Source organism: Sessilibacter sp. MAH1, assembly GCF_054658315.1.
The window spans coordinates 152,652-167,456 of record NZ_BAAGIC010000012.1 but is presented as its reverse complement, the minus strand read 5'-3'; the positions used below and the strand labels follow the sequence as shown (position 1 = coordinate 167,456).

At 43.7% G+C, this 14,805-nt stretch carries 10 protein-coding genes; 5 read left to right on the top strand and 5 right to left on the bottom strand.

Annotated features, from left to right (window positions below; genetic code table 11):
* Window positions 1-63 precede the first annotated feature (63 nt).
* The 5 genes from ACYQ28_RS13195 to ACYQ28_RS13175 all read right to left on the bottom strand — a co-directional run bounded on the left by ACYQ28_RS13195 (window position 64) and on the right by ACYQ28_RS13175 (window position 8,597).
* Entirely contained in the window at window positions 64-936 is an 873-nt protein-coding gene (locus ACYQ28_RS13195; protein WP_460050493.1) for an aspartyl/asparaginyl beta-hydroxylase domain-containing protein, read from the bottom strand.
* A 2-nt stretch (window positions 937-938) separates the two neighbouring features.
* Complete coding sequence (locus ACYQ28_RS13190; protein ID WP_460050491.1) at window positions 939-4,049, bottom strand: TonB-dependent receptor; 3,111 nt, start codon at window positions 4,047-4,049, stop codon at window positions 939-941.
* A gap of 301 nt (window positions 4,050-4,350) precedes the next feature.
* On the bottom strand, window positions 4,351-5,352 hold the full coding sequence (locus ACYQ28_RS13185) for a FecR family protein (protein WP_460050489.1): 1,002 nt from the start codon (window positions 5,350-5,352) through the stop codon (window positions 4,351-4,353).
* Between the two features lie 435 nt (window positions 5,353-5,787).
* The gene (locus ACYQ28_RS13180) at window positions 5,788-6,306 is read right to left on the bottom strand and encodes an RNA polymerase sigma factor (RefSeq protein ID WP_460050487.1); all 519 of its coding nucleotides are present in this window, start codon (window positions 6,304-6,306) and stop codon (window positions 5,788-5,790) included.
* 422 nt (window positions 6,307-6,728) lie between these two features.
* On the bottom strand, window positions 6,729-8,597 hold the full coding sequence (locus ACYQ28_RS13175; RefSeq protein ID WP_460050485.1) for a M2 family metallopeptidase: 1,869 nt from the start codon (window positions 8,595-8,597) through the stop codon (window positions 6,729-6,731).
* An 893-nt stretch (window positions 8,598-9,490) separates the two neighbouring features.
* Between ACYQ28_RS13175 and ACYQ28_RS13170 the strand changes: the two genes are divergently transcribed.
* Genes ACYQ28_RS13170 through ACYQ28_RS13150 form a run of 5 tightly spaced genes read left to right on the top strand, consistent with a single transcriptional unit; the run spans window position 9,491 to window position 14,712 of the window.
* A complete protein-coding gene (locus ACYQ28_RS13170; RefSeq protein ID WP_460050483.1) occupies window positions 9,491-11,086 on the top strand; it encodes an ABC transporter substrate-binding protein in 1,596 nt (531 codons plus the stop codon).
* 56 nt (window positions 11,087-11,142) lie between these two features.
* Complete coding sequence (locus ACYQ28_RS13165) at window positions 11,143-12,147, top strand: ABC transporter permease subunit (RefSeq protein WP_460050481.1); 1,005 nt, start codon at window positions 11,143-11,145, stop codon at window positions 12,145-12,147.
* Between the two features lie 7 nt (window positions 12,148-12,154).
* Window positions 12,155-13,048 carry an ABC transporter permease subunit gene (locus ACYQ28_RS13160; protein WP_460050480.1) on the top strand — a complete coding sequence of 298 codons (894 nt, stop codon included), beginning with the start codon at window positions 12,155-12,157 and terminating at the stop codon, window positions 13,046-13,048.
* A 3-nt stretch (window positions 13,049-13,051) separates the two neighbouring features.
* A complete protein-coding gene (locus ACYQ28_RS13155) occupies window positions 13,052-13,879 on the top strand; it encodes an ABC transporter ATP-binding protein (protein WP_460050479.1) in 828 nt (275 codons plus the stop codon).
* Window positions 13,880-13,893: 14 nt separating this feature from the next.
* A complete protein-coding gene (locus ACYQ28_RS13150; RefSeq protein WP_460050478.1) occupies window positions 13,894-14,712 on the top strand; it encodes a dipeptide ABC transporter ATP-binding protein in 819 nt (272 codons plus the stop codon).
* The last annotated feature ends 93 nt before the right edge of the window (window positions 14,713-14,805 follow it).

The following is a 14,805-nucleotide window of genomic DNA, read 5'->3' as shown; positions in this document are numbered from 1 at the left end:
TTATAGGCCATTTGTAGGTTCCTTTGTTTGGGGCAGTTTACCCTACAAGCTGGTACGAGATTATTAAACCACTACAATACCGGATTGTGGATGAACCTCTAATGGAATATGCACTGTCAAAGAATGGTTAGATTCACCATAATGAATGGGTATGCTTGAATTTCCCTTCAGTCTCGATAAAAAAATTTCTTCGGGTCCATTCTTAAGGTTGTAAGTAGGAACTGAATCCAAAAAATTGAACGTCTGGCGTAAGTTGTTGCATAAATCTTTATTTTTAAAACCTTGTTTATACAAGTCAACGGAGGACCAGTCAGAAGACCCTGTAAGGTTCTCGAGCCCTGAAGGCGCATAAAAATTTTTGTCTAAATACGGATGTTGCATCTCTTGTAACAGGGGTTTAATTGACTGATATTCCTCCTGCAGAGAGTCTTTTATACTCTGGTATGAGTCATACCAGTTGAAGGTTTTTGGGTCGAAGAATGTGTCATCTGAAAGGTCTGGTATGTAGAACAGCTGTGGTCGTCTGGTTTCATTAGGAAACTTATATTTCTGGTTGTGTGTGCGAGTCCAAATTGAATTTAGTATTCTATTAGAATCAGTGAACTCTCTCACGCAGTTGCTGTGTAAATTCGTGAAATGATTTCTGAGTGCTATGGAGCACTCTCGAGAGCGCATTCGAATACGCATGTCGTACCTTGAGTCGTTCCACAATGTGTAGACAGCCTCATTAAGCTCAGAGGCACTGAAGAAAAATATAAGCGCCTCATCCAGTTTCTTAGCTAAGAATTTGTTATATCCACAAAAAAGTAATACTAGCCAATTTTGATAGTGTTCATTAAGAAGTTTTTCTAAAATTTTTTCGGCATCAGCTATTTTCTTTTTATTTTCTAAGTTTGATACCTCAAGGAGAGTTTCTAAGTAAGAGTTTTTATTCATTATTAAAAGAAGTAGGTTATTCGACTATAAAAAAAGCGTTGTTTGGGGTTGTAGGCAAAACCGTCAAAGTTATCGGTAAGAGCTGAGGCGACGAAGGGGGGTTCTTTATCAAATATGTTTTCTACGCCCAATGATGCGGTGAGTCCTGATGGGTTTTTGAATTTATAAGAGGCTTGAGCATTGTGTGTAAGCCAGGAGTTTATTTTGCGTGTGCTATCGGTTCTAGGAATGGTTTCTGTCATTGAGTCGATGAAATTAATTCCGTAGTTTATTTGCCAATGGTTTTTGGTCCATTCTAGGTTAGTGCTGGCTTTCCATTCGGGCAGGGCTCCGGTTCCCTGTGAGGATGAGTCTGTAAATATTCCGGCGAGGTCTTCAGGTTCGTTATTACTGCTTTGTTGTTGGCGATACTTTCTTAGATTGACGGCATTACCATTTAAAGCAAAGGCGCCGTATTTTTCGGTTTCGACAATGTAGCGCCACGATATATCAAGGCCAACTACGGTTCGTGTACCTAAGTTAACCGCAGGGGTAATAATTTCTGAGATATTACCTCGCTCGTCGCGAATGATTAAATCCTGGAATTCGTTTGTCGTTGCGTTTAAATCTACCAACGCCTGAGGGTTGGTATCGATGATATCTTTCTGGTCGATTCGAAACCAGTCAAAACTGAATCTCCATCCGGGGAATGCTTCGGGCGTTAAAACAAACCCCAAAGTAATATTTTCTGACTTTTCTGGTTTTAAATTGTTGTCGCTCACGAAGGTCGTTTGAAATTGATTGCGTGTGGCGTCGCTTAATTGATTACAGCCCGGTAACACACCTACGTTCTCTGCGATGGAACAAGGGTCTACCAAAAACGATTGTGATTGGAAACCTTCAATCCGTTGTTCACTAATACTGGGCGCTCTGAATCCTCGACCAAAAGTTGAACGCAACAGCACGTTTTGATTGGGCCTAACCTTGATACCTAATTTAGGGGAGGAGTTGTACCCAAAGTCGGAGTATCTTGAAAGTCTTGCTGCTAGTTCTAAGTCAACAGAATCAACGAGTGGGCCGTTGGCAAGAACAGGAATGTGCCATTCGAAATAGCCTTCACCTATCGTTCTTTTGCCATTAACACTTTGGGTTTCGTTCCCACCTACGTATTCTGTTGAATCGTTGGTGCTGTCTACTGCAAGGCGAGTTCGTTCGTAGCGCCATTCAAATCCAATCGCATAACGGCTGGTTCCAGCAGGAAATATCGATGTGCTGCCTTGCAGTTCGGTATTAATACCTCTCAAGTCGCTGGTGCCGCGTGAGCGCTCTTGGAGCCCAATATAATCGAGTTGATCTTGTGTGATTGAGCCAGCCGGGCCAAAAAGGTCTACCGGCACACAGCCGTCTCTGTCTATTCCCAGGCATTGGTCGGTAGGTCCTACCGCTCTGGCTAGGCGCTCAGCATCAACTAAGCCGGTACGCGTCTGCGTAGAGGCAGTTCTAGTCCAAAAGGTATTGAGTGACCAGTCGAAAAGCTCATTAGCGCCATTGATTCCGAAAGAATAGCGGTAGACATCGGATTCATTAATTTGCTCTCTGCTACCAAGCTCGGTAAATCTTCTTCGAATATCGGTGATTTCTTGGTTGAAAGGATTAAAAATATTCCCGGCTGAGACCGTTATTGGTGGGTTTTCGAAAGATGAAAATAAGGGCAGGGGAGCGAGAGTGATGGTGGCTTTTGTGTTGGCGTAGGAGGCATTAGCTTTTATCTGAGTAAATTCATCGATGTCGTACTTTCCAGCAAAATAAATATTGTCTCGTTCAGACGGAGATGTGGAGGACGTAAATTGGTTGAAGTCGAATAGATCTTCATCAGTTGCCTCTCTGAAATCACCTGAGTCGTCTACTTGAATAACGTCATTTACGTTGCCATTGTTAGCCAAAGACACCCCAGATTCATTAAATGTAACTACTTGGTCGTTATTAAGGCGAATCCGAGCATTGGGGGTAGAGCTCGATCTTAGGTCGATACCACCTTGGCTTCTTGCATCGGCAGTAGCAGAGAAGTCTCTTTCTCTGCTAAACAATCCTTCTTGCTCGTAAGTGGAAGCCGCGACAAGAAGACTTAAATTGCCCCACTTTCTTCCCGCAAGTAGGCTGGTTGTGGTTGTCTCTAGGTCACTTCGACTACTTTCTCCATAATATTGTTCTACTTGTACGCCTTCAAATTCGTCCCGTAACACGATGTTGACCACACCGGCTATCGCGTCCGATCCGTACAATGCAGAGGCGCCATCGGTAAGAATTTCGACTCGTTCAATCGCATTAGGCGAAATCGTATTTAAATCTACGGAGTCGCCGGCCAAGCCATTGAATGCAACGCGATGGCCGTTAATTAGCACCAGAGTATTATTTGCGGGCAGTCCTCGAAGCGTTACGGTAGCGGAGCCATCGCCGCCGTTGGAGACGGTTGTGCTGGTGGAATTACCGGCAACGGCGGGATTGAATTTTAGAAACTCTATAAGAGTTTGAGCGCCGGTTGCTCGAAGCTCTGGCGCTGTAATCACCGTAACAGGCGCTGAGGCATTAAAATTATGTTCACCGATACGTGAGCCCAGAATGGGCTTGTCGTAAACCGTCACCTCTTCATAAAAGGTCGGTTGTATGTATTCCTGCTCTTGCGGACTCAGTTCCGACGTTCTTGGGACAATTGCCACCACCTGATTATTGATGATTTTTGAACTGAAACGGGTATTGATGAGTAGTTTCTCCACCGCTTCTCTGGGGGAGTATTGCCCGTTTAAAGGTTCAGCAGATAAGCCCTTTAGAGCGTTTGCGGGATAGATAATGCTTAAATTAAAGACAATTCCTAGGTCTCTAAGGCTGGTAGATAACTCTTGAGCGGGAAGGGATAGCAACTTTTTTTGATCGATATTCGCTCGGCAGATGCTAGTAACAAACGCAGCGCCTAGCATGAGTATTGTTGCGAGTATAAGCTTTAAATTTATACTGAATTGGGTTTTTGTGCCGACTTCGACAGCTTTATCCGGTTGTTTGGCAAAAACAGGGCAGCGTGCAGCAAATCCAAGGTTAAAAACCTTAGTTTGTTTGCTGAGTTTAGGAGCCTTTGCCATTCCTAGTTCCGAATATTTCTGTAATCAAAACAGTAAGTTACATGAAGGATGCGTTTCATCGATGATTAGACATACGCATAAATGTTTATCTGACTGCTTAATTTTGAGGCTTTTTATATAGCCTACTTACACAATAAGCAAGATGTGTACTGATGAGAAGTGGCGTTTACACAAAACTGTTCAAAAATTGTTAAGTTCTGTGTAATAAAAAGAGAGGATTAACAGGAGAGTAGCTTCTTAAGGGTTGAGAGATATAGCTAATTATTAAATGAGTCGCTAGAGAGTACGCAGCAGGGTGAGATTATTGGTAGATCTCACCACTCTCTGTCACTGCTAGATTAAAGCTCTCAAGAATTGCGGTCAAAGTACTGGTCGGTGTAGCCGTAGCAAAGGTGCCTGATACATGAAGGGCGGCTAGTTTTGCTTGAGAAAAATACACCGGAGTATCCAGGTAGCGATTAATTTCTTCGATAGCCTCACCCAGAGGCGTATTTTGAAACGTAATGGTCTGCGTTAGCCATTCCACCGAGCGTTTCATCAGGGCCGCATCAGCTTCTCTTAAGCCATTTGAGTTCAGTTTTACTTCTTGATTGGCGCTGACAAATTTGCTTTCTGGGTAAGGAGTCGTTGCGCCTTTGTGTTGTTTAACACGCACAATGCCTTCCGTAACAGTCACAGTGTCTGAAGACTTTTGTTTGTAAACATTAAAAGCTGTGCCGACTGCTGTCACGGTTCCTCGAGTAGTTTCAACAACAAAAGGTCTTTGTGGGTCTTTAGCAACCTCAAAGTACGCTTCGCCATCGACTAGCTGAACAAGTCTTTGTTTGGCCGTAAAGGTGACGATTATTTTAGAGCGAGTATTAAGATGAACAATAGAACCGTCTGGCAAATTAACTTCTAAAAGATCTCCGGCCTGAGTTTGGTATTCAACACTCGGATTTAGCGTTTGAGACTGGTACCAATTCACACTCACAACCGCGCACAAACAAACTAGCGCTAATCCCGTTGCCCAAATGGATAGACGCTTGAAAATTGAACCATCTGAGCATTGATAATGACTTGAGTATGATTCAACTTTCGGTTTGGCTTGCTCGATACTGGCCAGCAGCTCATCGTCTATTTGGCCGGTTAACCGCCATAAATCAGTAATTTCATCAAAGGCATGAATGTGACTAGGGCTTGTGTTTAACCAAGTTGAGAATGCGATTTTATCTTGTTCACTGACATTTTCTGAACGCAAGCGCACCAACCACTCCGAGGCGGTATCTAGTGCTTGTTCGTAAAGGTCAGGGTCTGTATTCACTATTTCGGTTGCCTGCTTTTGTACAATATCGGTGAAATTATAAAGCAATAACTTAGTGCAGCTAAGTTAGAGTTAATCGCTTAAGTTTTACGATCTTATTAATTTTAGTAAATATGACTTAATTTTAGCCAAAAAATGTTCGAAGTGCTTAATAAATGAGTTATCGAATATTTTTTTTGTGAATTTTGAATAAATGTTTTCATATAAATAAACGCTAACGCAGTGAGCGCAAGTTGCGCTTATTACTGCGTAATTGGCACAAAACATTGTTATATGGTGCATTTAGATGTTGAAACGAGCTAGAAGGTTTAAGCCTCAAAAGTTGCATGAGGGCCTTAAATGAAAAAAACCCAACGATTTAAAAACAATCATTGGGTTTGAAATAGAGAGGATAATAAGCTTTAAGTGCTGACTAACTACGAAAACCGCTAAAATTCAATCTTTTAGCGTTTTGCGGCAGTGTTTCAGTGCTTGCAGTATGTATTTTTCTACGGAAGACACAGAAACATTCATTTCACTAGCAATGTCGTTATAAGACATATTACGCAATCGGTGCAACATAAACGCTTGTCTGCATTTAATTGGTAATTGAAGTAATGCGTCTTCAACGCGTCTCAGTTGCTCACGTGCTCTTAGTTGTCTTTCTGGGCAGTATGCATCTGACTCCCCGGAGGCCACACCAAATGCAGGATCAGCAGTTTCTGACTGGATGTAGTTGGTATGAAGCTTTTCTCGGCGGATTTTGTCGATCGCCAAGTTAGAGGCAGTTTGATAAAGATAGGCTTTCGGGTTTTCTAGCTCTCCACTTTCTGTAAGACGCTGGATTCGAATAAACGCATTTTGCGCTATGTCTTCGGCATCTTCCCAGTTTTTAACTTTACGATACAAGAACCTTACAAGCCCTTGTGCGTGATCGGTAAATACCTGTTCTAGGGGTGCGTTAGTATCCAGCACAGAAAAATCCTCGTGAGATTCAGATTGATGGAATTTTAGGGAACTCTTGGTTGTCATAGTCTGATTAAAACAAGTTCTATGCCACTGATGGGCCTGTTTATCGTTATATCCGCACAAACCTCATAAGCACGAATCCCTTTGCTTCCAAATAGCTATAAAACGTAAGCCCAAGCCTATTATTTTTATACTTTATTAACTGCTTAGAAGCTTAAAAATTGATATACATCAATAGTTTAGCGCTTTTTTGCTGTGCGCTTAAAAAAGTCCTTCTTGCTCGACGTTGCGTAATTTCAGTATTCAAAAAACCTTAGCAACGGCTAAAAAAACTCAAGTATTTTGTTCTAAGCTTAACCAGTTTCTAACCGGTTAAGCTTTTGTGTATTTAATTGGTGCTTTGTGTGACTTTATTTGGTGCTTGTTGATTATTTCCAACCACAGGATTTACCGCGATTTTCTTTTTCCAGCCACGTCAATAATGGTTGGAAGTATTCCACCATTGCCGATGCGTCCATCTCACGAGTGCCAGTGAGTTGTTCCATAGCGTCTTGCCAAGGTTGGCTAGCACCGAGTGCGAGCATGTTACCAAGCTTTTCTCCCGCCGCCTTGTTACCGTAGAATGAGCACTCATTTAGTGGGCCTTCATGACCTGCTGTTTCACAAAGAGATTTGTAGAATTGAAATTGAATGACAAACGATAAGAAGTATCGAGTGTAAGGTGTATTGCCAGGAATATGGTATTTGGCGCCTGGGTCAAAATCAGACTCGCTGCGTTCTACCGCGGGTTTAATACCTTGATATTTTTCGCGCAACTCCCACCAAGCTTGGTTGTAATTTTCAGGAGCAACTTCGCCCGAAAATACTTCCCAACGCCATTGGTCGATAAGCTTACCAAATGGCAAGAAAGCAATTTTGTCGAGTGCTGCCTTCATTTGCTCGTTAATGGTTGCTTCGTAACTTTTAGTTGGTTCGTCGATTAAGCCAATTTGATTGAGATACGCAGGCGTCATTGAAAGAACAATAGTGTCGCCAATAGCTTCGTGGAAACCATCGTGTGCGCCTGTTTTAAAGAGCGGTTGTTGATCTTTGTACATCAAATAGTAATAGATGTGGCCAAGCTCGTGATGAATGGTGCTCAGATGCTCTTCGGTAGGCTCAATACATTGTTTGATTCTTGGATCTTCACCGTTGCCCATATCCCATGCGCTAGCGTGACAAACAACGTCTCGATCACGTGGTTTTTCTAACAGGGAATGTTTCCAGAAGTTTTCTGGTAACTCGGGTAGGCCAAGAGAGGTAAAGAAATTCTCAGCGGTTTCGGTCATCTTAACCGGGGTGTAATTCTGTGCCTTAAGGCTCTCGGTAATGTCGAGTGATGCTACACCTTCATAGGGTTCTACGATGGGATATATGTTGCCCCAAGTTTGTGCCCACATATTCCCGAGTAGGTGCGCGGGAATTGGCTCGTCGAGAGCAACCTTGTCTTCACCGTAAAAATCCGAAAGCTCAGAGCGAACATAACAATGCAGTTGCTCGTAAAGTGGTTCGACTTGACCCCAAAGGCGTTCGACTTCTTGCTCGAAATCGGCGACTGGCATGTCGTAGCCAGATTTCCACATGTCTGCTAGGTTTTTGAAGCCGTAATCGCGAGCTCCTTTGTTGGCAAGCTCTACGAATCGCTCGTACTTGGGTCGCATGGGAACAGAGATGGTTCGCCAGTCACTCCACGCTTGCAGTTGCTCTTGGTAATCTCTCGAGGTGGCCAGTACTTTCTCTAATTCTTCAAGGTCGCGACAGTTTTTACCGTCGGCATCACAGGCTTTACCTGCACCGTAGATACCTTCTAAATCCGTTGCAATCTGCGAAAGCTCGGCACGCTCTTTTTTGTTGTCCGGGCTTGGCATGGGTGTAGAAAGCAAAATGAGATCGATGGCGCGGCGAGTGGTTGGGTCCATTTGCACGTTGTCGTAGCGCTTGGCTTTATCAACGGCTTTCCCCAAAAACTCCAAATATTTTTCGTTGGCTTTTGCTGCCAAAAAGCCCGTGTCGTCGGTAATGTAAGTGGCTCTTACCCACTGGGCGGCTTCAACTTCTTTGTTGATTTCTAATAGGTCGCGTTGAAAGTCACGGACGAACTTTTCCGGCTCCACAGAGTTGAGCTCAGAATAAACAACAGGTTTGCCGTCGGGTTCAATGGTCACGGTACAACCCGAAATTAGTAGTGCAGCAGTACTCACTGACAGCGCTAGAGACAATCGTTTCTTGGGTGATTTTAATGTACTGCTAACAAACATAAATAATCCTTAAACGAACCGTATAGCACAACGATTCACAACTATGAGGGTGAACAGAGATTAAGCTCCGAGTGATTAAATCGACAAATTTAGGAGTGTATTGCTGCTTTGAATTGAAAGGCTCTGCTTTCAAAACGTTATACGGTAACTGATTGAAAGAAGAGTCTTACCATCAAACTACTAAAGAACATTCGAACACGCAATACAATGCTCTGGGATTGGTCCCAAGCTGTAGATCTAAAAGCTTGTCCGGTTGGTCAAGTTTATAAGAGCTAGCACAACAATTCATCGAGATTGAAAGCAATTGCCCAGCTTTCTGCGCAAGCGTTATATCGGAAGTCCTGCGGTCTCGATGTCATGTATTGAACAGTGCGTTGAACACTTAAATATAAGTAATTTTTATCCGCAGTAATCGAGTCTAATTCTTAAACACTGCGGTGGTTATTTTTATTATTCAATCAGTCAACTAATCCTAATGATCAACTCAGGTTCTTAAATGGCCCACCTCAGATATTTGTTTGGCTTTTATGACTATCTGGTTAAGAGTTCATGAAGCAATCTTGTCTATCTGAATCAAAAAATTCAAGAGTTCGTGGTTAAAAAGTGATAATTAAATCACTGATAGGTTTTTCTACAGGCTGTTTCTGTGTGCAATGGCTGCAAAATGCACGTATTTTGGCGCCAGATTTTGCCTCCCTTGAGGCCATAGAAGCTTGTTTCGTCAACCAAATCTATTCGAACGGTTAACTTTTTCCAGCAAATATTGGTTTCGGCTGTGCGGAATATAAGAAAGCAGGTAGTTTTTGCGGAAACAAATTTGTTACCTTACCTCTAAATAGCACGACGCATTTTGTTGACCAAATCTCGGAACAAAATTAAGGAATTCTTCAATAATGAAAAAGGTGTATCGAAGTTTAGTGGCTGGATTGTTAGCCGCTGGTGTAAGTATGGGCAGTCAAGCGGCTAAGAATTTAGTGTACTGTTCGGAAGGTTCACCGGAAGGATTCGATCCGGCACTCTATACCGCCGGTACCACATTCGATGCCTCAGGTCGTGCCGTCTATAACCGATTGGTTGAATTTGATCGCGGTACCACCGATGTTATTCCGGGTCTTGCCGAGTCTTGGGATATTTCTGAAGATGGCTTGGAGTACACCTTTCATTTACGCAAAGGCGTTAAATTCCATAAAACTCGGTTTTTTAGTCCAACTCGCGAGCTAACGGCAGATGATGTAATTTTCTCGTTCGAGCGTCAGCTGCAAAAAGATCATCCCTGGCATCAATACACTGCCGGTGGTTCTTGGGAATACTTTCAGTCCATGTCTATGCCCGATCTGATTTCGGAGATTGTAAGAGTAGACGATTACACCGTTAAATTTGTATTAAAGACCCCGCAGGCGCCAATGCTTGCCAACCTAGCGATGGATTTCGCGTCTATTGTTTCAAAAGAATACGCCGATCAACTAGAGCGGCAAAACAAAAAAGAAATTCTGAATCAAATGCCCGTGGGCACGGGTCCTTTCAAGTTTGTGATCTACCAAAAAGACGCTGTTATTCGCTATCAAGCACACGAAGGCTATTGGGCTGGTAAGCAACCCTTAGATAATTTAATTTTCGCAATTACAACAGATGCCTCGGTGCGACTGCAAAAATTAAAAGCCGGTGAATGTCACGTAGCGTCCTATCCAAACCCAGCCGATTTAGACATTATTCGTAAAGATGGCAAATTAAATTTAATGGAGCAAGAAGGCTTAAACGTGGGTTACATGGCCTACAACACACAAATGGCTCCTTTTGATAAACCCGAAGTGCGCCTCGCACTTAATATGGCCATTAACAAACAAGCTATTTTAGATGCCGTATTCCAAGGTGCGGGTTCTGCCGCGAAAAATCCAATTCCTCCTACCATGTGGTCCTACAGCCAAGAAACTCAGCCCGACGAATACAACCCAGAAAAAGCCAAGGCCATGCTTGAGGCAGCTGGTGTAAAAGACTTGAGCATGAATATCTGGGCGATGCCGGTGCAGCGTCCTTACAATCCCAATGCACGTCGTATGGCCGAAATTATTCAATCCGATTTTGCGAAAATTGGTGTAAAGGTCAATATCGTTTCTTACGAGTGGGGTGAATATCTTAGCCGTTCTAAAGAGGTTGATCGCGATGGTGCCTTATTAATGGGTTGGACGGGTGACAATGGTGATCCAGATAATTTCTTAGCTGTGCTTTTAGGTTGTGACGGTGTTGGTGGCTCTAACCGAGCGCAATGGTGTAACGAAGAATTCGATCAATTGATTCAGAAAGCAAAAACCTTGTCTGATAAGTCAGAACGAGCCGAGCTTTATAAACAAGCCCAGGCGGTATTCAAACGTGAAGCGCCTTGGGCCACTATCGCGCATTCCGTGGTATTTATGCCGATGTCTACACGCGTGCAAAATTACCGTATGGATCCACTGGGTAGTCACCGTTTTGATGGCGTAGACATACAGTAAATCGAAATCGACTGAACATTTATAGGGCTAAAGCCGATTCTTAAAAAGGTTTACTGATGCTACGGTTTTTATTGGGGCGCCTCGCTATGTTGGTGCCCACGTTTTTAGGCGTAACCTTGGTTGCGTTTTCGTTTATCCGGCTATTGCCCGGTGATCCCATTGAATTACTTGCCGGTGAACGTGGTATTAATCCCGAGCGGAAAGCCCAGCTCATGGCAGAAATGGGCTTTGATCAACCTCTTTGGAAACAATATCTCGATTATTTAGGCAATATTCTGCAGGGCGATTTGGGGACTTCATTTGCGTCCAAACAGCCGGTTGTTGATGAGTTTTTTGCCTTATTTCCCGCCACGGTAGAGCTTTCTCTTTGCGCGATTTTTCTCGCGGTTGTTATTGGTATTCCACTCGGCGTTATTGCTGCTACCAAACGCGGCACCTTCATCGATCAATCGATCATGGGAACGGCTTTAGTGGGTTACTCTATGCCAATCTTTTGGTGGGGATTACTGCTGATTATTTTCTTCTCCGGCACCCTAGGTTGGACGCCGGTATCTGGTCGAATTTCCCTATTGTATTTCTTTGAGCCGGTTACCGGGTTTATGCTGATCGACAGTTTGCTATCCGGTGAAGAAGGCGCTTTTGCCTCGGCGATTCAACATCTTATTTTACCATCCATTGTGTTAGCAACGATTCCATTGGCGGTTATTGCTCGTCAAACCCGCTCGGCGATGCTCGAAGTTATGGGTGAAGATTATGTGCGAACCGCGCGAGCAAAAGGTTTATCACCGTTTCGTGTCATTGGTGTTCACGCGTTGCGAAATGCCATGATTCCGGTCATCACAACCATTGGTTTGCAAATTGGTGTGATGTTGGCCGGTGCCATCTTAACCGAGACCATTTTCTCGTGGCCGGGAATCGGCAAGTGGTTAATCGACTCGATTACGCGTCGAGATTATTTTGTGGTGCAGGGCGCGCTATTGTTAATTGCGGCAATTATTATGATCGTGAATTTAATCGTAGACGTGCTGTACGGTTTAATTAATCCACGGATTCGAGGATAAGTAGGAAATGGCGACTGAATCTTCCTTGGAATTAAACCGGCCAAGCGCACTTGCGGAATTCTGGTTTTATTTTTCTCAAAACAAAGGCGCAGTGATTGGTTTGGCTGTGTTCTTATTGTTGGTGTTTGTGGCGTTGCTAGCGCCCATATTTGCACCTCACGCTCCTGATTTTCAATATCGTGATTATTTCTTATTGCCACCGAGCTGGATTGAAGGTGGCAACAGCGACTTCTTATTAGGTACCGACGCTGTTGGTCGAGATATTCTTTCACGATTGATTTATGGCGCACGCTACTCCTTATTTATTGGTTGTGTCGTGGTTGCCATTGCGCTAGTTGGCGGAGTGGTTTTAGGTTTAACGGCTGGTTACTGCAAAGGCTGGGTTGATACCTTAATCATGCGCATTATGGATATCATCCTCGCGTTCCCATCGTTATTGTTGGCGTTGGTTTTGGTTGCTGTTTTAGGCCCCGGCTTAGTTAATGCCATGATAGCCATTGCGTTGGTGTTACAACCGCATTTTGTTCGCTTAACGCGCGCAGCCGTTTTATCGGAAGCCGGGCGTGATTATGTGATGGCGGCAAAAGTCGCTGGTAGTGGTCATTTACGGTTAATGTTTTACACCATCTTGCCGAATTGTTTGGCTCCTTTAATTGTACAAGCTACCTTGTCGTTTTCTTCGGCAATTTTAGATGCTGCGGCGCTTGGTTTCTTGGGAATGGGCGCGCAACCGCCTACACCTGAGTGGGGCACCATGTTGGCTGAAGCTCGCGAATTTATTTTGCGCGCGTGGTGGGTTGTTACATTTCCCGGTTTGGCGATTCTAATTACCGTTTTAGCCATCAACTTATTTGGCGACGGACTTCGCGACGCCCTTGATCCAAAATTAAAGCGGAGCTGATTGATGTCTTTATTAGAAATAGAAAATCTCCGTGTTGAATTCGATACCTCCTCCGGTGTGTTTCGCGCTCTCGATGGCGTGAGCTATAGCGTTGATCCCGGCGAAGTGCTTGCGATTGTTGGTGAATCCGGTTCCGGTAAATCCGTGGCTATGTTGGCGTTAATGGGCTTACTTCCCAAAACCGCAAAAGTTAGCGCCGATAAATTATTATTTAATGGTCAAGACCTAAAAACATTAAACCCAAAGCAGCGCCGTAAATTAATTGGCAGCGAAATCGCGATGATTTTCCAAGAGCCAATCGCCAGTTTAAATCCGTGTTTTAACGTTGGTTTTCAGTTAAATGAAGCGTTAAAAACCCACACAGATTTGGGCAAAGCCGCACGTAGAGATCGCTGCTTAGAGTTATTAAACGACGTTGGCATTCCCGATCCAAAATCGCGTTTAAAGTCATATCCGCATCAAATGTCGGGCGGTCAATGTCAGCGAGTGATGATTGCTATGGCAATTGCGTGTTCACCAAAATTGCTGATCGCCGATGAGCCTACAACTGCGCTTGATGTAACCATTCAAAGGCAAATCTTAGAATTGTTGATGAATCTTCAGCAGCAAACCAAAATGGCGTTGATAATGATTACCCACGATATGGGTGTTGTCGCACAAACCGCCGATCGCGTGATTGTTCAATACAAAGGCAAATTAATGGAAGAGGCACCGGTATTGGATTTATTTGAGTCGCCGAAAAACCCTTATACTAAGGCGCTGTTATCGGCACTGCCTGAGAATGCTACGGGTGATCGTTTGCCTACGGTAGCTGATTTTGTTCAAGCGTAAGGTGATCGATTAAAATGACTCAGCCGGTATTAAAAGCAGAAAATATTACTCGCGATTATCACGTTAAAGGTGGTCTTTGGGGAAAATCAAAAACCGTTAATGCACTAAAAGGTATTAATTTTGAAGTGCACGAAGGTAAAACTCTAGCCATCGTTGGTGAATCGGGTTGTGGCAAATCCACCTTGGCCCGCATTTTAACCTTAATTGATCCTGCGACTTCGGGTGATTTAAAAATCGATGGACAATCCATTAATATTGCCAAAACTAAATTGACCCCAGAGCTTCGTCAGAAGGTCCAAATCGTTTTTCAAAATCCCTATGGCTCGCTAAATCCTCGCCAGAAAATCGGCAAGGTATTAGAAGAACCTTTGTTGTTAAACACCAAAAAAACCGCTGGTGAGCGCAAAAAGTTAGCCGACGAAATGTTGGTAAAAGTGGGTTTAGGGCCAGAGCATTATCACCGTTACCCGCACATGTTTTCGGGCGGTCAGCGTCAGCGTATTGCCATTGCTCGCGCCTTGATGTTAACACCGAGATTACTCGTGTTGGATGAACCCGTCTCAGCGTTGGATTTGTCGGTACAGGCACAAATTCTGAATTTATTGGCAGACCTTCAAGAAGAACTAAACCTAACCTACGTGTTTATTAGTCACGATTTATCGGTCGTAAAATACATCGCCGATGAAGTGTTAGTTATGTACTTTGGCGAAGTTGTAGAACATCGCAGCCGCGACGAAATCTTTGCCAATCCCCAACACGAATACACACAAACGCTATTTGCCGCAACACCCAGAGCAGATGTTGAATCGATTCGCGAGCGTCTCTCAAACTAAACTTCTTCAATTCAGATAACTCAAACTCAGTTTGAGTTATCTTTCTTTTCGAATTACTAGTTTCTAAAAGCAGTTATAGGAACCTCTGATTAA

Bases quoted from the DNA above. Each gene is read 5' to 3' on its own strand.
- ACYQ28_RS13160 (WP_460050480.1), top strand. From the start codon at position 12,155: ATGGCGACTGAATCTTCCTTGGAATTAAACCGGCCAAGCGCACTTGCG.
- ACYQ28_RS13195 (WP_460050493.1), bottom strand. From the start codon at position 936: ATGAATAAAAACTCTTACTTAGAAACTCTCCTTGAGGTATCAAACTTA.
- ACYQ28_RS13150 (WP_460050478.1), top strand. From the start codon at position 13,894: ATGACTCAGCCGGTATTAAAAGCAGAAAATATTACTCGCGATTATCAC.
- ACYQ28_RS13175 (WP_460050485.1), bottom strand. From the start codon at position 8,597: ATGTTTGTTAGCAGTACATTAAAATCACCCAAGAAACGATTGTCTCTA.
- ACYQ28_RS13170 (WP_460050483.1), top strand. From the start codon at position 9,491: ATGAAAAAGGTGTATCGAAGTTTAGTGGCTGGATTGTTAGCCGCTGGT.
- ACYQ28_RS13155 (WP_460050479.1), top strand. From the start codon at position 13,052: ATGTCTTTATTAGAAATAGAAAATCTCCGTGTTGAATTCGATACCTCC.
- ACYQ28_RS13165 (WP_460050481.1), top strand. From the start codon at position 11,143: ATGCTACGGTTTTTATTGGGGCGCCTCGCTATGTTGGTGCCCACGTTT.
- ACYQ28_RS13190 (WP_460050491.1), bottom strand. From the start codon at position 4,049: ATGGCAAAGGCTCCTAAACTCAGCAAACAAACTAAGGTTTTTAACCTT.